Below are 20,374 nucleotides of genomic sequence, written 5' to 3'. Positions count from 1 at the left end.
GGAGATTCGGTTTTTTTGCGCAGCGTCATTTTTCAACGCTGTCAAGGTTTCAAACCTTGACAGCGTTAGGATTTTGGTTCCACTCTAAAGTCAATTTTCTATATTGCCGCGGAGGCATTTTTATCCATTGTTTGAATTGCTTATTGAAATGTGAAAGATTCCCAAAACCGCTTTCAAAACAAATTTCAATCATAGGTTTGGAGGTGCTTCTGAGGAGTTGACAAGCATGTTTTATTCGAAATTCGGTCACGAGCTCTACAAATGTTTTTTGAGTAACTTTTTTAAAGTAGCGGCAAAAGGCAGTTTCCGTCATGTTCGCCAAATGTGCCACTTCATCTAAATGCACTTCATGCGTATAATTGGCTATCACATAGGCATATACCCGATTAATTCTTTCTAAATCAACTGTAGACAAGGCATAGTGACTTTGACTGGATTCGATTGGGTGTAGGTCCGCAGTTTGAATGCTTAATGTATGCAAGATTTGTAAAAATTGAAGCAGACGAGGAAATGGCGCAAGTCCTCTCAGAAGTAACATCTCTCGAGCAATTTTATCTTGTGTATTTCCTTGAATAGAAAAACCTAATTTAGCCCGATCCAATAGGGATTTAATGGTGACACTTTCTCGCTTATTCATAAAAGCTTCCCCAAGGAAATCGCTGGAAAAATGAATAACTAAGGCCTGTGCTGCATCCTCTTCTGGATCCTCACTTAGCCAGTCTTTCCGGTGGTTCTGCCAGCAATGGGGTAAATTCGTACCCAATAGAACCAAATCTCCGGGACCAAAATCACTGATTTGATTTCCTATAAATCTTTTTCCTTCACCAGCAATAATCAAAGTCAGCTCTAGCTCAGGATGAAAATGGTATGGTGCGTCAAATCGAGCTTGCTTAACTTCCTTAATTTCAAAAGATAAGGCCTCGGCACTTTTCGATAAATGTTCCAAACTGGCTTTCATCTTATTTGAAAATTATCATTATAATTAGTTATACTCCGATTACATGGTAAAATTGCATTAATTTTTACAAATTTTGCGGTAGTTAGCATCATTCTTTTTTAAGAAATTTGAGAAAAATTTTGCTTGATGTTACGTCAAACTTACTCGCTAAAAGAAACTGATAAAACCTATTTTAATATGAATGGACACGTCTATTTGCCAGACGTGTTGAGTACCGACGCATTGCAACCATACAGGGAGGCAATCAATCGCTGGGCTAAGGATTTTCGTGCTAAGCAAAAGTCCTTAGCTGAACGCGATACTTACGGAAAGGCATTTTTACAAATGATGAATTTATGGGAGGAGGATAGTCTGATAAAAGAGTTCACCCTGGCCAAGCGATTTGCAAAAATTGCGGCTGATTTATTGGGAGTTTCACATGTGAGGCTATATCATGATCAAGCCTTATTCAAGGAGCCTGGAGGAGGCCTAACTCCCTGGCACCAAGATCAATATTATTGGCCTCTGGATACTACCAAAACTGTCACCATGTGGATGCCCTTGGTGGATATAGATGATGATATGGGAATGTTGACTTTTGCTTCGGGTACTCAGGAGGTTAATTTGCCCAAGGTTCATATATCAGATGAGTCAGAACAAATGATTGGTCAATTCGTCAAGGAAAATAATTTCCCCATTGTAGCTCAGAAAACGATGAAGGCTGGAGACGCAACCTTTCACCAAGGTTGGACTTTACATGCTGCACCCGGTAACCATTCTACTAAAATGCGTGAAGTCATGACCATCATTTACATGGATGCTGATGCTCATGTGATTGAGCCTCAAAATGACAATCAAGAGGCAGACCGTCAGCGTTGGCTACAAGGTTTAGCGCCAGGAAGTTTGGCGGCGTCTGAATTGAATCCTATTTTGGTATAGATACCATTCATAAAGGCTTATTACAATTTAGGGCAGTCACAACCCTTTTTCTTCTTCTTGAATAGCCCCCATAGAAAGCCTTTTTTCTTTCGATATTTAGCAGCTTTTTTCTGATTAGATATGGAGTAACGCAATTCCTTGCTCGATTCAGCAGCATAAGAATCCATCGGGAGATTGAAAGAAAGTAGGCAGATGAATAGCAAATATTTCATAACTATAGATGTTGGACTGTTCACAAACTTACGGCAATTAACTGATAATTAGGTGCTTTTACATACTCTCTTTGCAAGATGTTTTATTTGGGGAAAATGGAAATAATTTCATACTTGTAAAATTATTGGCTGTCAAAATCTTTTTTTATGTGTGATACCTTTTTTAGTCCAGCTCATGTCAATTTACATGGTTATGCTATTTTGGCTAAAAACTCAGATCGAGAGCCTAATGAAGCGCAATCCATCGTTCGATTTCCTGCACACAAAAGATCAGAGAAACGGGTTCAGGCTACCTTTATTGTGGTAGATTGTCTAGAACAAGTGCATGAAGTGATTTTATCTAAGCCATTTCACATGTGGGGAGCAGAAATGGGGGTCAATGAACATGGTGTTGCTATTGGAAATGAGGCTGTTTTCACTAAAATGAAGCTTTCTAGAAATAACGACGGTCTGACGGGCATGGATCTGTTAAGGTTGGCCCTGGAACAATCCATTTCTGCCACTGAGGCCTTACATGTAATCATTCAATTATTGGGAAAATATGGGCAAGATGCCTGTGGTGGTTACCAAGATCGTGGGATGTATTATAGCAATAGTTTTTTGATTGCAGATACTCAGTCGGCTTATGTTTTAGAAACTGCGGGTCCTTTTTGGGCTTATAAATCGGTTAAGACCTTTTATGCTATTTCTAATTTATTAAGCATAGGTACGGATTTTGATGAGATTCATCCTGCTGCGAAAGCCTATGCCTATCAAAAATCGTGGATGAAGAGGGATGTCCCTTTTCATTTTCAGGAAGCTTTTTCAGAGCCCATCATGACCTTTTTAGGTCGAGGGGCCTCCAGGAAACAACAATGTGAAATTCAATTAGGTACGACCCAAAACCCATCTTTTTCCGTGTTGGATGCTTTTCAAATTTTGAGAAGTCATCGAAAAAAAGAACACTTTGAGCCATGTCATGGTGACATGGGGAATATTTGTTTGCATGCCCAGGGAATTCTGACCCCATCTCAAACCACCGGAAGCATGGTGGTAGAGTTGAGAGAAAAAGCTCAATCAAGTGTCTGGCTAACGGGTTCTTCAGCACCCTGTTTATCTGTTTTCAAACCGTTTTATTTTGGAACTACTACGCTAGAGGAAGCTCATTTTTTACCTTCTACGCATCAAATGGATGAATCATATTGGTGGAAATGGGAGAAAATACATCGGGCAGGCTTGCTGAACTATGCCCTAATTCATTCATTGGTACAGCATTTTCAGATGGAGAAGGAAAAATCTTGGTTTGATGTAGACCAGCAATGGGCGAATCAGGATAATTTATCCGAAAAGGAACAATTAAGCCAAAAGGCTTTGGAAGATTGTTTACAGCTCTTCAAACAAATAGAAGAATTACCCAAGTTGAGTAGCATGAGAGGACATTGGGGATATCGCTGGTATTGGAAATGGCAAAATAGAAAGGTGAACTATGAAAGAGCTTAATACAGATGTTCTGATAATCGGGGCAGGTTACGCGGGAATTGCTGCTGCGAAAAAACTGCGAGAGGCGGGCAAGGACTTTTTAGTCTTGGAGGCCCGAGATCGAATAGGTGGGAGAACCTTAACAGAAAATTTGAGTTCTGGCGCTACCGTGGATTTAGGTGCTAAATGGGTGGGGCCAACGCAACATTTGGTTTGGGAGTGGATAAAGGAAACGCAAACGGCCACATATGATACTTATGATCAAGGCAAGAATTTGTTGAAGTTCGGAGACAAAATAAGTGCTTACACTGGGACTATTCCCAAAATAGACCCAATTTCATTGATTGATTTGGGTTTGGCTATTAGTAAAATAAATCGTTTATCTGGTCAGATTTCTACTTCTGAACCATGGAATCATCCCAAAGCTAAAGAGTATGATGCCATGACTTTGGCCACTTGGATGGACAAACATTTATGGACAGCCAAGGCTAAGCATTTATTTGAGATAGGTATTCAAACCGTTTTTGCGGCGGATGCCTCGGAAATCTCCCTTCTTTTTGCGCTTTTTTATTTCAAATCTGGGGATAATATGGATACGCTGATTTCCATTAAAAATGGAGCTCAACAAACTATTTTAAAAGGAGGGACTCAAGGACTGGTGAAAAAAATTGCCGAAACGTGGATGGATAAGATTCACCTCAATGAACCATTAATGAGTTTGACGCAATCAGACGAAGGCATCATGGCCGAATCAGCTCATTTGAGAGTGAAAGCTAAGAAATGCATTCTGGCTATACCGCCCGTTTTAATTAATACTATTGGCTTTAATCCTCCTCTTCCTCAGCAAAAAGCACAATTATACCAACGCATGCCCATGGGTGCTGCCATGAAAGTTTACCTTATTTATCCAACTCCATTTTGGCGGGAACTGAGTTTCAGCGGACAAATCGTGAGTGATGAATATCCTCTCAAAGTGACATTTGATGTGGGACATGCGGACACAGACTTGGGGATTTTATTGGTATTTGTGGAAGGGAATGACGCTCGAAATTTTATTGATTTAGAGGAGCAGGAGAGGAAAAAAATGATCTTGGAAAGGGTTGAGAAAATTTTTGGTCATCAAGCAGCTAACCCGGTGCAGTACTTGGATAAATGTTGGACGGAGGAAGTGTATTCTCGCGGTTGCTATACTGGATTGATGGGGCCTAATACTTTGACGCAGTTGGGTCCTCAGCTTCGTGTTCCATTCAAACATGTGCATTTTGCGGGTACAGAAACGGCAGAAAAATGGTCAGGTTATTTAGATGGTGCCATATCCTCAGGATATAGGGCAGCTTCCGAGATCCTGTCACAGAACTAAGAAGCTGCCTTTTCTCTTACTTAATTCTTTCTTTAAAAAAGGCAATGGCCATGTTCCATGCTTCTTCAGTCGCTTTTTTATCAAAAGCAGGATTAGAAGGATTAGCAAAAGCATGTTCTGCATCAAAACTTTTCACCTGAAGGTTTTTACCTGCTGCCTTCATATTGTCTTGAAATTCGGAAACTACTTTAGGCGAGATCCACTGCTCTTTTCCAGCAAAAAGGCCTAATACATCAGTATTTAAGGCTTTTAATTCATTCACATCTTTCACGGGCATTCCATAATACATGACACAAGCCACGCCTTGTTTACCAGCTAAGATGGATGCTTTTAAGGATAATCCTCCACCAAAACACCAGCCAACCGTAGCAATTTTGGCCTTGGGTCCCACATGCTGAATGGCTCCTTTGATGATGGCTTCTAAACGGGCAGGATTAGCCTCACCCATGTACTTGCCAGCATCTTCCCGAGTTGTAGCTACTTTTCCATCGTACATATCGATGGCCATGACATTGACATTACCCAACGTACTGTAAAAATGCTCAGCTTCTCTCTTGATATGGTCATTTAAACCCCACCATTCCTGAAATACGAATAAAGTGGTCTGACTAGGCTTGGCCGCCTTGATATAAAAGGCACGGGCTTTTTGACCGTCAGGAGTGCTGAACTCCATCATTTCACCCCCTGCTTTGGAAACATGAACATAAGGTTTGGGTAATTTGTGAGAGCGTTGAAAGGCCTTATTAGAAGCCATTAATTGCATGTCATCTTTTTTTAGAAAGCAGCATGACTGTGCGTTTAACTCTTGAAAGCCAGCTAAAAGAGCCAATAGAATAACGATTTTTTTCATGGGATTATTTGAATAAAATTTTGAATAATTTAATCGAAAATGCGGCATTTGGATTAACTTTGCCTAATTCTTTAAGACTGAAATAATATATGAAACATTTAATCTTCGGCTCAGTCCGAATCTTTGCTAGCATCTGTCTAGTAGGCTTACTCTCATTAAATCTTGTTGCACAAGACAAGAACGTACTCAAAGGTAAAAAGGTTTTGGTTTTTTCATCTACAAAGGGCTTTCGCCATAGTTCTATTGAACCAGGTAAAATCGCTTTTTTAAAGATGGCTGCTGAAAAAGGCTTTTCGGTAGATACTACGGAAAACGCTGCCGCATTCACAGAAAACAATCTTAAGAAGTATCGTGTCGTGGTGTTTTTGAATACTACTGGAAATGTGCTAAACGCTCCGCAGCAAAATGCATTTGAGCGCTTCATTCAAGCAGGAGGTGGTTATTTAGGTATACATGCTGCCACAGATACAGAATATGACTGGCCATGGTATGGTAAATTATCTGGAGGATATTTTGCTTCTCATCCTGGCCGTCCTAACGTACAAGAGGGAAAAATGACCGTGGTTGATCCTAGTCATATTTCCACAGCACATATGCCTGCTAGTTTCATTCGTAAAGATGAATTTTATGACATCAAGGAGTTTAACAAAGATGTTAAAGTCTTAGTAACTGTTGACGAGAAAACCTATAAAGATGGTAAAATGGGTGATTTCCACCCAATGGCTTGGTACCATGAATATGATGGTGGACGTGCTTTTTATACCAACTGGGGACATACCCACGAGAGTTTTTCAGAGGATTTAGTATTAAAGCATATCTGGGGAGGTTTACAATGGGTAGCTTCAGGTCCAGATATTAATTACAACAAGAAGTTACGCACAGGCATATTGCCAGAGGAAAACAGATTCACTAAAGTAATTTTGGATCGTAATTTGGATGAGCCGACTGAATTGGCTGTTACGAATCAAGGGAAAATCTTTTATGCCGAGCGTAAGGGTAAGGTTAAAATGTATGATCCAAAGAAGGGTAAGACCAAAGTGGTAGCCAATTTGGATGTTTTCAACAAGTTTGAATATGGTTTAATGGGATTGAACATTGATCCAAACTACGATCAAAATAAGTGGATTTACTTATTCTATTCTCCACAAACGGGTCAGCCAGATACAGCGCAGCATTTATCTCGTTTCACTTACGATGATGTGAAAGATACCTTATTAATGAACACAGAGAAGGTATTATTAAGAGTTCCTGTTAAGCGTACAGGGTGTTGTCACACCGGTGGTTCTATTGCATGGGATAAAGAAGGTAATTTGTTTTTATCTACAGGAGATGATACAAACCCATTTGAATCGAATGGATATGGTCCGATTGATAACCGTCCTGGAAGAGCAGGATGGGACGCTCGTTCTACTAGCTCTAACACCAATGATTTAAGAGGTAAGATTATTCGAATTAAACCTACTCCAGATGGCTCTTATACCATTCCAAAAGGCAATTTATATCCAGAGAAGACTCCACATGCGAAAGCTGAGATTTACGTGATGGGTAACCGTAATCCTTATCGTATTGCAGTAGACCAGAGAACAGGATTTTTATATTGGGGAGAAGTAGGTCCAGATGCGGGTGAAGATTCTCCTAAATATGGTTCAAGAGGATATGATGAGGTGAATCAAGCGCGTGAGGCGGGTTATTTCGGATGGCCATTATTTGTTGGGAATAATCAAACTTATCACCAGCGCGATTTTACAAAAGATAGCACATGGGCTAAATTCAGTGTAGATGCCCCAATCAATGATTCTCCGCACAATACCGGTTTTGCTCATTTACCTAAACCTCAAAAGGCTTTTATTTTCTATCCTTACGTAGATTCTCCTGATTTTGGTCCAGTAATTGGAAAAGGTTCTAGAAATGCTATGGCTGGTCCGGTGTATTATTCAGATGATTATCCAGCAAATTCCAAGACTAAATTCCCATCTTACTATGATGGTAAATTATTTGCTTACGATTGGGCTAGGGATATCATCTACACCGTAACAATGAAGCAAAATGGTGATTTTGATTCCATGGAACGCTTTTTACCATCTGTAAAATTCTCTCACCCAATTGATATGCAATTTGCGAAGGATGGGACTTTCTATGGTTTGGAATATGGTCCTAATTGGTTCGCTCAAAATGAGGAGGCCACCTTGTATAAGATTGAATACAACGGGGGAAATCGTCCGCCAAAAGTGGAGATTTCTGTAGACAAGAAAATAGGTGCTTCGCCATTAAAAGTGAAGTTTTCTTCTGCAGGTACTTTAGATTATGATGGTGATGCCATTAAATATGCTTGGTCTTTTGGAGACGGACAAACCAGTACTTTGGCTAATCCAACTGTAACTTACACCAAATCAGGAACATTCAAAGCAGTCTTGAAGGTGAAGGATGCTAAGGGAAATGTAAGTTCTGCTGAAACGACTGTTAAGGTAGGAAACGAAGTTCCTAAAGTGGAAGTTAGCATCGAAGGAAATAAATCTTTCTATTGGAATGATAAGCCTGTGAAGTACCAAGTGAAAGTAGAAGATAAGGAGGATGGTTCTCTTAGTAATAAGAAAATTGCAGAGGAAGATGTGGTGTTGAATATCAACTATTTACAAGGATTTGATAAGACCTTAATTGAACAAGGACATCAAAGTAATACGTCCTTCTCCAATGGAAAACGATTGATTGAATTATCGGATTGTAAGACTTGTCATGCCGTAGAGAAAAAGTCCATTGGACCATCTTACTCAGAGGTAAGTAAGAAATACCGTGCTACTCCTGCCAATATCGATATGTTATCTAAGAAGATCATTACCGGTGGAGGTGGTGTTTGGGGAGAACAAATGATGGCGGCTCACCCACAAATTAAGCCAGATGATGCCAAAGAAATGGTACGTTATATCTTGAGCTTATCTGATACCAAGAAAACATCTAAGCCTTTGAAAGGGGAATATGTAACCAATGATAATGGTAAGCCAGGTACATTCTTATTTGTAGCTAGTTACACAGATAAGGGTGGTTCAAAAGTAGGTTCGGCAACGGGTCAGCAGGTAATTACTTTACGTAACTCACGTGTGGTGGCTGCTACGGCTGATCAAACTTTTAAAACCATGAAATATAAAATTGATGGTATAGGGGAGTTGTTAATTGCTACTGCCGACAAAGGTTATGCGAACTATGGTATGATTGATTTGACAGGAATTAAGTCGATTCAAGTATCGTCTTTCGTGATGCCTGGACAAACAGCTGGAGGTAAGTTAGAGTTGAGATCAGGTAGTCCATCAGGTACATTATTAGGTTCAGTGGATATCAATACCACAGGTCAAGTGAGCATGCCTGTGAATGTTTTGGGGTCTCAGAACTTGTATTTTGTATTCTCTAATCCAAGTGCTGGCGACAAGCCATTGTATGGATTAAAAGAAATTTATTTCGAGAATTAGAAATAAAGTGTAAACCATGAAAAAGGCTCCGAGAGGAGCCTTTTTTGTTACCATTTAGTTCGAAGGTAAAGATTCTCTACTTTTTGACGAGCCCATGGGGTTCGACGTAAAAAGGTCAGGGAAGATTTGATGCTTGGGTTGATCGCAAAGCAATTAATTCGTATTCTGCGGGCCAATTCGTCCCAGCCATAACGTTCCACCAATTGCACTAGGATAAAGGCTAAGGTCTTGCCATGTAAAGGGTCATTGGAAACTTGTCCTTCGCTCATAGATGATTATTTAGGCGCGCTCGGATAATTCCAGCCAACGCATTTCTTTTTCTTCTAGACTATTCTTTAAACGCTCAATTTCAGCCGCCCAAGCGGTCAAATCTTGAAAGTTATCAGAACCTTTGTTTAGTCGTTCGATAAGCGCTTCTTTTTGCTCCTCCATCACCGCCATATCTTTTTCTAATTCTTCCAACTCCTTCGCTTCTTTAAAGCTTAATTTGGCAACTTTCGTAGTTGATTTGTTTTCAATAACGGGCGTTGGAGTCTTTTTCTCTACCACTGGTTCTTTTTCCTTATTTTCTAAAGCAATGCGATAATCCGTATAATTTCCATTGAAGAAATTTACTTCTCCATCTCCTTCCACTAAGATTAATTGATCCACCAGATTATCCATGAAGTATCGATCATGGGAAACTAGTAATAAACAACCTTGGAATTCACTTAAGAAGTCTTCCAATAATTGTAAGGTATCTAAATCCAAGTCGTTGGTTGGCTCATCCAATATCAAGAAGTTGGGATTTTTTACCAGTACTTGCATCAATTGTAGCCTCTTTTTCTCCCCTCCTGAAAGTTTCTCTACCGGCGTGTATTGTTGGGCCGTTGGGAATAAAAATTTACTTAAAAACTGGCTTGGAGTTAGAGATTCATTCTTGCCATAAGGGATTACTTCAGCAATTTCTGTGATGACATCGATGACCCTTTGTTCAGGTTTAAACTCAAAAGGCAATTGTGTATAATACCCAATCACCAAAGTCTCTCCTGGATCGATGGTTCCGGCGTCAGGCTGTTCTAAGCCAGTCAACAATTGCAAGAAAGTAGTCTTTCCTGCGCCGTTCTTCCCCACGATTCCGATTCGGTCTTTTTTCTTGAATGTGTAAGTAAAATCGTTGACAATTTTTTTGTCACCCCAAGCTTTCTTCAAATGGTTAATCTCGATGATTTTATTTCCTAATCGAGACATCTGAATGTTAAATTCTAGTTTACTATCATCGACCTTGCGGTGAGCTATTTCCTCCGTTTCAGCAAAGGCATCTATACGGGATTGAGCCTTAGTTCCGCGAGCTTTGGGCTGCCTTCTCATCCATTCCAATTCCTTACGGTAAAGGTTCTTGGCTTTTGAGATGGTACTCGCTTCTGAGGCTTCTCTTTCTGCTTTTTTCTCTAGAAAATAGGCATAATTCCCCTCGTAAGTATAAATGGAGCCATTACTTAGCTCGAGCATTTTATTACAAACTTTATCTAGAAAGTATCTATCGTGAGAAACTACGAGTACTGTTACATTAGGTCCGGACAAAATGCCTTCCAGCCATTCAATGGTTTCAATATCCAAATGGTTGGTAGGTTCATCCAGAATCATGATATCTGGACTTTCGATCAATAATTTGGCCAAGGATAGTCTTTTCTTTTGTCCACCGGAAAGCGTACTCACTTTTTGGTCTCCATCAGGAATACCTAAACGAGTGATGATTTGCTTAGCTCTGGCCTCGTAATCCCAAGCATTATGAGCTTCCATGAGCGCAAAGGATTCCTCAAGCTCCTTGGCATCGCCAGAAATCATGGCTTTTTCGTAAGCCTTAATTGCTTGTGCACTGGGTAAATCATCAGAAAAAAGGTAGTTGAGAACTTCTTCATTTTCCTGAAAAATAGGGTTTTGAGGAAGATAACCCACGCGAATCCCTTTTCGAATGGTTACTTTACCTTCATCAGGACTTTGCATTCCCATGAGGGTTTCCATCAGGGTAGTTTTACCCGTACCATTTTTTCCAATGAGGGATACTTTCTCCCCTTTTTGTAGGCCAAAGAATAGGTTTTTAAAGACCCATCTTTCCCCCAAATTGCGAGAAATATTTTCCGCGGATAGGTAATTCATGTTGTCCGATTAGGAATTCGATTCGAGCGCTTCTTCTCTCATTTTTCTGCGCAATACTCTTCCCGACACGAGGATACTGATTTCATACAGACCAAAAAGTGGGAAGGCCACCAATAATTGAGAAATCACATCGGGAGAAGGTGTAATGATGGCAGCTACTAATAAAATCACGATGAGTGCATGTTTTCTATACTCTCTCATAAAGGAAGGCGTTAAAATACCTACTTGAGAAAGTACAAAGGCAATCATCGGTAATTGGAAAGTTAAACCGCAAGCCAGAGTTAACATGGATAATAACGAAATGTAATCGTTAATATCAAATTGATTTTGGATACTTGGATCTAATTTGAAATTGGCCAAAAAGTTGATCGCCATAGGAGCTACCACGAAATAACCGAAGGACACTCCAATAAAAAATAGCAAGGATACCCAAAACACAGCTCCACGAGCGGCTTTTTGTTCTTTTTCTTTTAAACCCGGACGGATAAATCGCCAGATTTCATAAAAGGCATAAGGGAACGCGAATAATAGACCAACAATGATGGATTGAGTTAATGCCATCATGAACTGACCAGAAACCTCTCTACTTTGAAGAATGAAGTCGGCAGCTTGCATACACAAGCTCGTCATACCCGTGAGTTCTGCCAAACGACATAATACCTGATTGGTATAAAAATCTACTTTGGTAGGTCCCATGATGATGATCCCAAAGATTTCATTTCTAAAAATCCATGCAAGAATCGTGAAAATTACAATAGAAGCTAAGGAGCGGATAATGTGCCACCTTAATTCTTCTAAATGATCCATAAACGACATTTCCGTGCCGTCTTTCTCCTCATCTTGTTCTTCGTCGTCCCAGTCCTGATCTAAAGCCATGTGTATTTTTTATGAATAAAGTGGGAATTGCTTCATCCACTGATTTACTTCTGTTTTGATTTGAGCTAATACAGATTCATTTTCATGATTCATCAAGGCGCGGTCTACTAAATCCACGATTTGCTCCATTTCGGCTTCTTTTAAACCACGAGTGGTCATCGCTGCCGTACCAACGCGCATACCTGAAGTCACAAATGGGGATTTATCGTCAAATGGCACCATGTTTTTGTTGATGGTGATATCCGATTTGATCAAGGTATTTTCCGCTAATTTTCCGGTTAATCCTTTTGGACGTAAGTCGATTAACATCAAGTGATTATCTGTTCCTCCTGAAATGATATCATAGCCTTTAGCTAAAAATGCTTTCGCCATGGCTTGAGCATTGCTTTGTACTTGCTTAGCATAAGCCTCGAATGTCGGTGTTAGGGCTTCTCCAAAGGCAATGGCCTTCGCTGCAATGACGTGCTCCAATGGTCCACCCTGTGTTCCTGGGAAGACAGCACCATCAAGACATGCCGACATGGTTTTTAAATCTCCTTTAAGGGTTTTGAAGCCAAATGGATTTTCAAAATCATTTCCCATCATGATCAAACCTCCACGTGGCCCACGCAAGGTTTTGTGGGTAGTGGTGCTAACTATATGGCAATGTTGCATCGGGTTATTCAATAAACCTTTCGCAATCAAAGCTGATGGATGTGAAATATCGGCTAAAAGGATAGCTCCTACTTGGTCAGCTATGGCACGTAAGCGGGCATAATCCCAATCACGCGAATAAGCCGAAGCTCCGCAGATGATTAATCTTGGTTTTTCTTTGGCAGCCGTAGCTTCTACTTTGTCCCAGTCAATTAAACCTGTTTCCTTCTCTACTCCGTAAAAAAATGCTTGAAAGTATTTTCCAGAAAAGTTTACAGGTGAACCATGAGATAAGTGTCCACCATGAGAAAGATCAAATCCTAGAATTTTATCTCCTGGATTTAAAAAGGATAAAAATACGGCAGCGTTGGCTTGTGCGCCAGAGTGTGGTTGTACGTTTGCCCAGCTTGCTCCAAATAATTTCTTGGCACGCTCAATGGCTATCGTTTCCACTTCGTCCACTACTTCACAGCCACCATAATAACGTTTACCAGGAAGTCCTTCTGCATATTTATTAGTCAAAACACTTCCTTGCGCCTCCATTACTTGTGGAGAAGTGAAGTTTTCTGATGCGATTAACTCAATGCCGAATTCTTGTCGGTGAGCTTCTTGATTTATCAAAGAAAAAATTTCGTTGTCGCGCTGTTGTGGAAATGTGCTTGCAGCCATGGATTATATTAATCGTAATTACGTGAGAATGGGCACAAAATTACGTTTTTTTATCTGAATAGAAAAACCATTTTTGGGCTTTTCAGTTCTAAAGATTTGACCTAGATATCCGCTAAATTGTTTAATTTTATCAAATTATTTCGGTCACACGAACTACAAAGATGCCTAATGACGTTAGGTATGAAAAATATGAACCTTATGAAGTACAAATTAGTTCTACTTAGCTTCTTATGCCTTTTGGCAAGTCCTCTTTTGGCACAAAAAATAGTGCCAGCTAAGTGGTCATGGACTTTGGAGCCAGCTAAACCGAGTGTAGGGCAGGAAGCAGAAATTGTTTTCCAAGTAAAAATTGACAAAGGTTGGTATTTATATTCTTCCGATTTTGATAAAGATTTAGGTCCAGTGGTTACCACTGTAAACATCAAAAATCCCATTGGATTTGAGTTGGTAGGTGGATTAAAGGCCATTAACCCTCATTCAAAATTCGATAAAGAGATTTGGAATGGTACCTATACCTATTTCACGGGTCAGGGGGAGTTCAGACAGAAAATCAAGATTAACTCAGAGAATTGGAAGATTGAAGGGAATTATGATTCGCAGGCATGTTCTAATGAAAGCGGTTTATGTGTTCCCATTAAAGGCCCATTCGTCATTGCTAGTGCCAATGCCGCTTCGGATCTACCATCAGACGAAGCAAAAAAAAAAATCCCTGAATCAGTAAGTAGTGCTACTGAAGCAGAGCAGGCTGCTCCTCAGGAATCTTTGTGGCAATTTTTTTGGATTGCAATGGGTGCGGGTCTTTTGGCCTTGTTAACTCCTTGTGTATATCCTTTGATTCCTATGACGGTTAGCTTTTTTACCAAACAAAAAGGAGGTAAGGGCTTAGCTTTTCTCTACGGCTCCTTCATCGTATTGATCTATGTGTTTTTTGGTACCATTTTAGCCTTTTTTGCCGGGGCAAGTTTCGCCAATTTCTTGAGTACCCACTGGATACCTAATTTGCTGTTTTTTATCATATTCATCTTTTTCGGAATATCTTTTTTAGGAGCCTTTGAAATTGTCTTACCTTCCGGTATGGTCAATTCTGTTGATGCTAAATCGGATAAAGGCGGCATCATAGGGGTATTTTTTATGGCCTTTACCTTGGTATTGGTATCTTTTTCGTGTACCGGGCCACTGGCAGGTAGTATTTTGATTGCCGCTTCTCAAGGGGCTTTTGTGAAACCGATTGTCGGCATGCTGGGTTTCTCTCTGGCCTTTGCCATCCCCTTTACTTTATTTGCAGTCTTTCCTGGCTTTATGCAAAAATTGCCTAAATCTGGCAATTGGATGAACGAGGTGAAGGTGGTATTAGGCTTTTTGGAGATTGCCTTGGCTTTCAAGTTTTTAAGTGTGGCAGATCAGGTTTATCACTGGCATCTGTTGGATCGTGAAATATTCTTAGCTATTTGGATAGCTATTTTCAGTGCCTTAACTCTTTATCTTTTTGGTAAGATTTCATTGCCGCATGATGGACCATCTGGTAAATTATCCATTCCAAGAACTTTGGTCGCAACAGCTGTTTTAGCCTTTGTTGTTTACCTTGTTCCAGGCATGTTTGGTGCTCCGTTGAAGGGATTGTCGGGATGGTTGCCCCCATTGAGCACCCAAGATTTTAAGGGAAATTCTGGAGAGGTGAGCATCAAACCTGGTTCCACAGGCAATGTCAAATATGCAGATTTCTTAAAGTTACCCTTGGGATTAACGGGCTTCTTTGATTACCAAGAGGCAAAGGCCTATGCCAATCAAGTGGGTAAGCCTCTGTTTATTGATTTTACAGGGCATGGGTGTGTAAATTGTCGCAAGATGGAGGAATATGTGTGGTCAGATCCGAAGGTGCTTAAGCGCCTACAAGAGGAGTATGTGATTGTGGCACTTTACTGTGATGATAAGACAGAATTACCAAAAGATCAATGGTATGTTTCTACTGTGGATGGTCAAGAAAAGAAAACCTTGGGGGATCAAAATCTAGATTTTCAAATCACTCGTTTCAACTCGAATGCCCAGCCTCATTATGTATTGCTAGATCCACGAAAGGAAGGTGCTCCAATGGTGAAGCCGGTGGCCTTTGATGCGAATGTAGATCATTTTGTAGACTTTTTAGATCAGGGAGTTCGTCAGTATAAATTGAATAAATAATGGATTGGTCTTCTTATACAGCTGTTATGCTGGCTACGGCCATCAAGTTCATTGCTGGTCCAATTACAGGATTTAGCTTGGGCTTAACCTGGATTGAAACTATTTTTTTTACTTGGTTAGGGATGATGCTCACGGTTAGCTTTATGGTTAGCCTAGGCCAGTGGTTGGTTAAATATATTGCCAAACTTCGCAATCAAAAACCTTTGGTTTTTAGTAAACGCGCTCGATTAGCAGTCAAAATTTGGACGCAATTTGGCATCAAAGGTATTGCAGCCTGTACACCCTTGTTTTTAACACCCATCGGAGGAAGCCTTTTAGCGCTTTCTTTTAAGGTGCCTTTAACAAGAATCTTGTTCTTTATGGCCATTTCGGCATTCTTGTGGGCTACCATTTATACAGCCCTGATTTATCAATTGGATTTTATTCGGGACTATTTCATGGAAAAATAAAAAGCCCTCCGATAGGAAGGCTTTTCGATATGATATAATCTTTTGCTAGATCGACTATTCGCTTACATTTTTTGAGTTAAATAATTTTGCACGCAACTCGTTTGCTTTTACTTCCAACTCTGGCTTAGCCGTGTAGGTTTGCTTAGTTTGAGCAGCAGCACTATCCGGATGAACCCCATACACGTATGTATCACCTTGACGAACATCTTTTTGTTTGATTCGATTGTTTTTTTGATAATCGCAAGAGCTGGCTAAAGCAACAACAAGAAGGGCAGGTAATAAACTTTTTAATTTCATATGGTTGTGTGAAAAATTCGATGCAAAAATAAGTCCAAAATTGGTACAAAAAAAATTTCTTTAAATCTGCAGCTTAGCTTTCTTCTAAATTTTTGATTTTTTCAGCTAAAAAGCTCATTAATTCAGCTATGTAATCTTTGCTAAAGCTAAATTCTATTCCAGCAGTAGCATAAATAGTTTTCATGGGCTCTGTATATCCCAATTCCAAGGCTTGTAAGTATTGTTCCAATGCTTGTTTAGGATTTTGGCAATAGTTTCTCCAAACAGCTAAAGCTCCTAATTGGGCGATAGCATATTCAATGTAATAGAATGGCACTTCAAATAGGTGCAATTGCTTCTGCCAAATATTGGTTTTGATCTCAGATAAATCAGACCAATCGGTCATGCTGTCTGAGAACTTCCCACTGATTTCTAACCAAGCGGCATCACGTTGAGCCTGTGAATGGCTTGGGTTTTCGTAAATCCAATGCTGGAAGGCGTCGATGGTAGCCACCCAAGGCAAGGTTTCTAGTATGTCTTCTAAGTGTTTTATTTTAGCCCTTTTGGCTTCCTCAGGATTAGTAAAATATATATCCCAATGATCGATTGTCAACAATTCCATACTCATGGAAGCTAATTCAGCTACCTCCGAAGGAACATTTCTAAAGGAATTCAACGCTAAATCTTTGGTCACGATAGAGTGTACCGCATGGCCACCTTCGTGTAATAAAGTTACCATGTCTCTTACTTGTCCTGCCGCATTCATAAAAATGAATGGAAAACCGCTCTCCTCCAAAGGATAATTATACCCGCCTGGATTTTTGCCCTTTCTAGAGTCTAAATCGAAACGGTTCAATTTTACCATTTCTTTTAAGCAATTACCTAAGAATGGATCAAGTTCATCAAAAACCTGAATGGTTTTTTGAAGTAATTCATCTGCTGTTTTAAAAGGCACGAGTGGTTTTCTGCCCCAAGGATCTACCGCTTTATCCCATGGTTTAAGCGCATCCAATTTCAAAACTTCTTTTCTTTTAGCAGCTTGTTGGTTGATCATCGGAACCACCGTTTGTGCCACAGCTTCATGAAATTCAAAGCAGTCGGCCGGGGAATAATCAAAGCGACCCATGCTGGCGAAAGAATAATCTCTAAAATTTTGAAATCCGGCATTGAGAGCCACCTGATGTCTTCGCTCAATCAATTTATTGAAAAGCTCATTCAAATCATTTTTTATGCTCAATCGCTTATTGGCTATTTGTAAATATACCTCCTGTCGTTTTTGTCGGTCCGTAGATTCTAAATACGCATTGGCCTGTTGGAGTGTTTTTTCTTGTCCATCTATTTCTACCATCAATCCTCCAGTCAAGGCGCCATATTCCGTAGAAAGATTAGAAAGTTCCGTGTAAATGGGAATATTTTCTTCTCTAAATACCTCGATGGCTTTCTTCATGCCTCGAAGCATGATGCCATAACCATGTGCCGGTAATTGTTCAGTAAAGCCTGATTCCACCACTTTTTTATTCCAAGCATCCTCATAAATGGATGCATGAGGCATGATATCATTCACAAATTGTTGGTAACTTTTCTGCAAGGACTCATTCTGATTGTCACATGACATCTTAATGTATCTCCAGGCAAAATTCTCTGATAAATAGCTTTCTAATTCTGAACGGTTCAAGCAGAATTGTTCCAAGTCCTTTAGGCTTTCAATTTTTACAGCGCTTAATTGTTCAAAATAGGGCAGAATACTTTCCCAGGTACTTAATTCAAAATCAGAAGGAAGTAAATTTCTTTTAGGTGCAGTTACACGTATCGTTCTACTCATGCGAATAATTTTTTTACAAAAATACGGAAGGTATTTGTCTTTTTTAGTGGAAAAATAGCTTTGTTGATACTGGCTTAAGGAGGTGATACAATTAGGATGAAAATTCTCTTGATTTTTTTAGATTTGTCCCGCAAAATAATAATCCAAGAATCATGCATATTCCATCTATTACTTTAAACAATGGCATTTCTATGCCCCAGCTAGGATTGGGTTTATACGCCCCCAAACAACAAGATGAGATTAAGCAATCCGTATTAGATGCCTTGGATTTGGGAATTCGCCTGATTGATTCGGCAGCCATTTATGCCAATGAAATACAAGTGGGCGAAGCTATCAAGGAATCGGGCTTGTCCAGAAAGGAGCTGTTTGTGACGAGTAAGGTTTGGATGGATGACATGGGTTATGATAGTACTTTGAAGGCATTTGATAAGACCTTGAAGGACTTAGGTTTGGAATACCTTGACCTGTATTTGATACATTGGCCGAAGGATGGTCAGAGAAAAGAAACGTGGAAGGCGATGGAAACACTTTACGAACAAAAACTTTGTCGATCCATTGGTGTGTCCAATTATTACCAAAAGCATCTAGAGGAATTGTTTGTTAAGGCGAATGTTTGCCCAGCTGTCAATCAATTTGAACTAAGTCCATTCTGTTATATGCCTGAGGAATTGGCCTTTAACAAGGCTAATACGATACAAGTAGAAGGTTATGCTCCACTGGTTCGAGGCTGGAAAAAAGATGATCCTGTGTTAAACGAGATTGCCAATCATTACGGCAAAAGTACCTTTCAGTTATTGGTTCGCTGGAACATTGAATTAGGGGCTGTCACCATTCCTAAGTCGGTCAATCGAGCAAGGATTCAGGAAAATATGGATGTATTTGATTTTAGTATTTCGGAGGAGGATATGGAGCGAATGGCCAGTATGTATGACAATACTCGTGTGGCTTGGGATCCGAGAGATTTTTAGTGGAAATTCTAAACCTTGACAGCGTTGGAAACGCTGTCAAGGTTAACGAAAAATCGAATTTTTTATTGAATCAAGAAACTGATTTACTAATCTAAATCAATCACGACACCGCTTGAAAGTGGGTGGGCCACGCAGGTAAGTACATACCCTTTTTTGATTTCGTTGTCCGTTAGGCCATCTTCCTCATCCATCATTACTTTTCCACTTTTGCAAAGGCCCATACAGGCGGTGCACATACCCGCTTGACAAGAATAAGGCATGTCGATATCGGCGGATAGAGCAGCCTCTAAAATTGTTTCATGGGGCTTGACGCTTATTTTGTGCTCTTTGCCCTCATAAATAATGTGTACTTCCTGTTCTTTTAAGCTTCCGTCATCATCATTACTGTCCTCTTCAACACTGGAATTACTGTGAAATAACTCTCGGTGAATTTTCTGACTAGGAACGTCAAACATGCCTAATGCTTCCTGAATTTCGTCCATCATGCCTACTGGCCCGCATAAATAATAATGGGCAGAGGCAATATCTATTCCAAATTCCTGCTTCAAATAATACACGGTAGAAGCTTTATTGATCCGACCTTTTAATCCAGGCCAGTTAGCCTCTGGCCGACTGATAATATGTAGAACTTTTAGTCGATTGCCGTAAGTTTGCTCTAATTGATTTAGAGCTGACTTGAATATAATTTGACTTTCATATCGTGAACCGTAAATCAAATAAACATGCGATTTAGGCTCTGATTTAAGAACGGTTTTAATCATAGAAAGCAATGGGGTGATGCCCGATCCAGCGCCCATGAAAACATAGTTTTTAGCAGCATTGGCATCAGGTTCAATGTAAAAATTGCCCATGGGTTCAATGACTTCCAGGCTGTCTCCTACCTTGATTTGATCACATAAAAAGTTGGAAACCAAACCACCAGGGATACGCTTCACCGTAATAGCAGGAGAATGGTCTATTTTGGGCGAAGATGACAAAGAATAACTTCTTCTCACTTTAGTCCCATTGATTTCAGGTATGACGGTCAGAAACTGTCCCGAATGATAGTGCAAGGAATCATGAATCGGATGCCAAAAATGAATGGTTTTGGTATCATTTGTCTCTTCGGTGATTTCTTTGACAGTTAAATGTAAGAATTTCATATTCA

At 39.9% G+C, this 20,374-nt stretch carries 17 protein-coding genes; 7 read left to right on the top strand and 10 right to left on the bottom strand.

The window, feature by feature from the left end; all coding sequences use genetic code 11:
- Nucleotides 1–49: 49 nt before the first annotated feature.
- Nucleotides 50–958: an AraC family transcriptional regulator gene (locus tag ESB04_RS04850; protein WP_129026597.1), complete on the bottom strand. Its 909-nt coding sequence runs from the start codon at nt 956–958 to the stop codon at nt 50–52.
- Between the two features lie 126 nt (nt 959–1,084).
- Here ESB04_RS04850 and ESB04_RS04845 point away from each other — a divergent pair, with 126 nt between their 5' ends.
- Entirely contained in the window at nt 1,085–1,876 is a 792-nt protein-coding gene (locus tag ESB04_RS04845; RefSeq protein WP_129026596.1) for a phytanoyl-CoA dioxygenase family protein, read from the top strand.
- 20 nt (nt 1,877–1,896) lie between these two features.
- Here ESB04_RS04845 and ESB04_RS04840 read toward each other — a convergent pair whose 3' ends face one another.
- Nucleotides 1,897–2,088 (bottom strand): hypothetical protein, encoded by a 192-nt coding sequence (locus tag ESB04_RS04840; RefSeq protein ID WP_129026595.1) that lies wholly within the window; start codon nt 2,086–2,088, stop codon nt 1,897–1,899.
- A gap of 147 nt (nt 2,089–2,235) precedes the next feature.
- On the opposite strand from ESB04_RS04840, the gene ESB04_RS04835 reads away from it, so the two are divergent.
- Nucleotides 2,236–3,567, top strand: coding sequence for a carcinine hydrolase/isopenicillin-N N-acyltransferase family protein (locus ESB04_RS04835; protein ID WP_129026594.1), 1,332 nt, complete (start codon nt 2,236–2,238; stop codon nt 3,565–3,567).
- Entirely contained in the window at nt 3,554–4,906 is a 1,353-nt protein-coding gene (locus tag ESB04_RS04830; protein ID WP_129026593.1) for a flavin monoamine oxidase family protein, read from the top strand. The genes ESB04_RS04835 and ESB04_RS04830 overlap by 14 nt, the downstream gene beginning before the upstream one ends.
- Before the next feature lie 16 nt (nt 4,907–4,922).
- Here ESB04_RS04830 and ESB04_RS04825 read toward each other — a convergent pair whose 3' ends face one another.
- Entirely contained in the window at nt 4,923–5,756 is an 834-nt protein-coding gene (locus ESB04_RS04825) for a dienelactone hydrolase family protein (protein ID WP_129026592.1), read from the bottom strand.
- 89 nt (nt 5,757–5,845) lie between these two features.
- On the opposite strand from ESB04_RS04825, the gene ESB04_RS04820 reads away from it, so the two are divergent.
- Nucleotides 5,846–9,217 (top strand): ThuA domain-containing protein, encoded by a 3,372-nt coding sequence (locus ESB04_RS04820; protein WP_129026591.1) that lies wholly within the window; start codon nt 5,846–5,848, stop codon nt 9,215–9,217.
- 47 nt (nt 9,218–9,264) lie between these two features.
- Here the strand turns inward: ESB04_RS04820 and ESB04_RS04815 are convergent, their stop codons facing one another.
- The 4 genes from ESB04_RS04815 to ESB04_RS04800 are packed head-to-tail and all read right to left on the bottom strand — an operon-like array spanning nt 9,265 to nt 13,534.
- Nucleotides 9,265–9,486: a VF530 family protein gene (locus ESB04_RS04815; protein WP_129026590.1), complete on the bottom strand. Its 222-nt coding sequence runs from the start codon at nt 9,484–9,486 to the stop codon at nt 9,265–9,267.
- A 10-nt stretch (nt 9,487–9,496) separates the two neighbouring features.
- The gene (locus tag ESB04_RS04810) at nt 9,497–11,356 is read right to left on the bottom strand and encodes an ABC-F family ATP-binding cassette domain-containing protein (protein WP_129026589.1); all 1,860 of its coding nucleotides are present in this window, start codon (nt 11,354–11,356) and stop codon (nt 9,497–9,499) included.
- A gap of 9 nt (nt 11,357–11,365) precedes the next feature.
- The gene (tatC, locus tag ESB04_RS04805) at nt 11,366–12,232 is read right to left on the bottom strand and encodes a twin-arginine translocase subunit TatC (protein ID WP_129026588.1); all 867 of its coding nucleotides are present in this window, start codon (nt 12,230–12,232) and stop codon (nt 11,366–11,368) included.
- 9 nt (nt 12,233–12,241) lie between these two features.
- A complete protein-coding gene (locus tag ESB04_RS04800; protein ID WP_129026587.1) occupies nt 12,242–13,534 on the bottom strand; it encodes a serine hydroxymethyltransferase in 1,293 nt (430 codons plus the stop codon).
- 198 nt (nt 13,535–13,732) lie between these two features.
- On the opposite strand from ESB04_RS04800, the gene ESB04_RS04795 reads away from it, so the two are divergent.
- Both ESB04_RS04795 and ESB04_RS04790 read left to right on the top strand, forming a co-directional pair.
- Nucleotides 13,733–15,712, top strand: coding sequence for a protein-disulfide reductase DsbD family protein (locus tag ESB04_RS04795; RefSeq protein WP_205749470.1), 1,980 nt, complete (start codon nt 13,733–13,735; stop codon nt 15,710–15,712).
- The gene (locus ESB04_RS04790) at nt 15,712–16,161 is read left to right on the top strand and encodes a hypothetical protein (protein ID WP_129026585.1); all 450 of its coding nucleotides are present in this window, start codon (nt 15,712–15,714) and stop codon (nt 16,159–16,161) included. The genes ESB04_RS04795 and ESB04_RS04790 overlap by 1 nt, the downstream gene beginning before the upstream one ends.
- 54 nt (nt 16,162–16,215) lie before the next feature.
- Here the strand turns inward: ESB04_RS04790 and ESB04_RS04785 are convergent, their stop codons facing one another.
- Nucleotides 16,216–16,458: a hypothetical protein gene (locus ESB04_RS04785; protein WP_129026584.1), complete on the bottom strand. Its 243-nt coding sequence runs from the start codon at nt 16,456–16,458 to the stop codon at nt 16,216–16,218.
- Between the two features lie 73 nt (nt 16,459–16,531).
- Nucleotides 16,532–18,259 (bottom strand): M3 family oligoendopeptidase, encoded by a 1,728-nt coding sequence (locus ESB04_RS04780; RefSeq protein ID WP_129026583.1) that lies wholly within the window; start codon nt 18,257–18,259, stop codon nt 16,532–16,534.
- Between the two features lie 152 nt (nt 18,260–18,411).
- Between ESB04_RS04780 and ESB04_RS04775 the strand changes: the two genes are divergently transcribed.
- On the top strand, nt 18,412–19,227 hold the full coding sequence (locus ESB04_RS04775) for an aldo/keto reductase (RefSeq protein ID WP_129026582.1): 816 nt from the start codon (nt 18,412–18,414) through the stop codon (nt 19,225–19,227).
- 86 nt (nt 19,228–19,313) lie between these two features.
- On the opposite strand, the gene ESB04_RS04770 is transcribed toward ESB04_RS04775, so the two are convergent.
- Nucleotides 19,314–20,369 carry a ferredoxin--NADP reductase gene (locus ESB04_RS04770; RefSeq protein ID WP_129026581.1) on the bottom strand — a complete coding sequence of 352 codons (1,056 nt, stop codon included), beginning with the start codon at nt 20,367–20,369 and terminating at the stop codon, nt 19,314–19,316.
- Nucleotides 20,370–20,374: the final 5 nt, after the last annotated feature.

Source organism: Aquirufa rosea, assembly GCF_004118285.1.
Taxonomy (GTDB): Bacteria; Bacteroidota; Bacteroidia; order Cytophagales; family Spirosomataceae; genus Aquirufa; species Aquirufa rosea.
The sequence above is the reverse complement of the archived record's forward strand: the minus strand, read 5'-3'. Positions and strand labels throughout refer to the sequence as shown.

Bases quoted from the DNA above. Each gene is read 5' to 3' on its own strand.
- ESB04_RS04785 (WP_129026584.1), bottom strand. From the start codon at position 16,458: ATGAAATTAAAAAGTTTATTACCTGCCCTTCTTGTTGTTGCTTTAGCC.
- ESB04_RS04780 (WP_129026583.1), bottom strand. From the start codon at position 18,259: ATGAGTAGAACGATACGTGTAACTGCACCTAAAAGAAATTTACTTCCT.
- ESB04_RS04790 (WP_129026585.1), top strand. From the start codon at position 15,712: ATGGATTGGTCTTCTTATACAGCTGTTATGCTGGCTACGGCCATCAAG.
- ESB04_RS04845 (WP_129026596.1), top strand. From the start codon at position 1,085: ATGTTACGTCAAACTTACTCGCTAAAAGAAACTGATAAAACCTATTTT.
- ESB04_RS04775 (WP_129026582.1), top strand. From the start codon at position 18,412: ATGCATATTCCATCTATTACTTTAAACAATGGCATTTCTATGCCCCAG.
- ESB04_RS04810 (WP_129026589.1), bottom strand. From the start codon at position 11,356: ATGAATTACCTATCCGCGGAAAATATTTCTCGCAATTTGGGGGAAAGA.
- ESB04_RS04795 (WP_205749470.1), top strand. From the start codon at position 13,733: ATGAAGTACAAATTAGTTCTACTTAGCTTCTTATGCCTTTTGGCAAGT.
- ESB04_RS04835 (WP_129026594.1), top strand. From the start codon at position 2,236: ATGTGTGATACCTTTTTTAGTCCAGCTCATGTCAATTTACATGGTTAT.
- ESB04_RS04800 (WP_129026587.1), bottom strand. From the start codon at position 13,534: ATGGCTGCAAGCACATTTCCACAACAGCGCGACAACGAAATTTTTTCT.
- ESB04_RS04770 (WP_129026581.1), bottom strand. From the start codon at position 20,369: ATGAAATTCTTACATTTAACTGTCAAAGAAATCACCGAAGAGACAAAT.
- ESB04_RS04815 (WP_129026590.1), bottom strand. From the start codon at position 9,486: ATGAGCGAAGGACAAGTTTCCAATGACCCTTTACATGGCAAGACCTTA.
- ESB04_RS04840 (WP_129026595.1), bottom strand. From the start codon at position 2,088: ATGAAATATTTGCTATTCATCTGCCTACTTTCTTTCAATCTCCCGATG.
- tatC (WP_129026588.1), bottom strand. From the start codon at position 12,232: ATGGCTTTAGATCAGGACTGGGACGACGAAGAACAAGATGAGGAGAAA.
- ESB04_RS04830 (WP_129026593.1), top strand. From the start codon at position 3,554: ATGAAAGAGCTTAATACAGATGTTCTGATAATCGGGGCAGGTTACGCG.
- ESB04_RS04850 (WP_129026597.1), bottom strand. From the start codon at position 958: ATGAAAGCCAGTTTGGAACATTTATCGAAAAGTGCCGAGGCCTTATCT.
- ESB04_RS04825 (WP_129026592.1), bottom strand. From the start codon at position 5,756: ATGAAAAAAATCGTTATTCTATTGGCTCTTTTAGCTGGCTTTCAAGAG.
- ESB04_RS04820 (WP_129026591.1), top strand. From the start codon at position 5,846: ATGAAACATTTAATCTTCGGCTCAGTCCGAATCTTTGCTAGCATCTGT.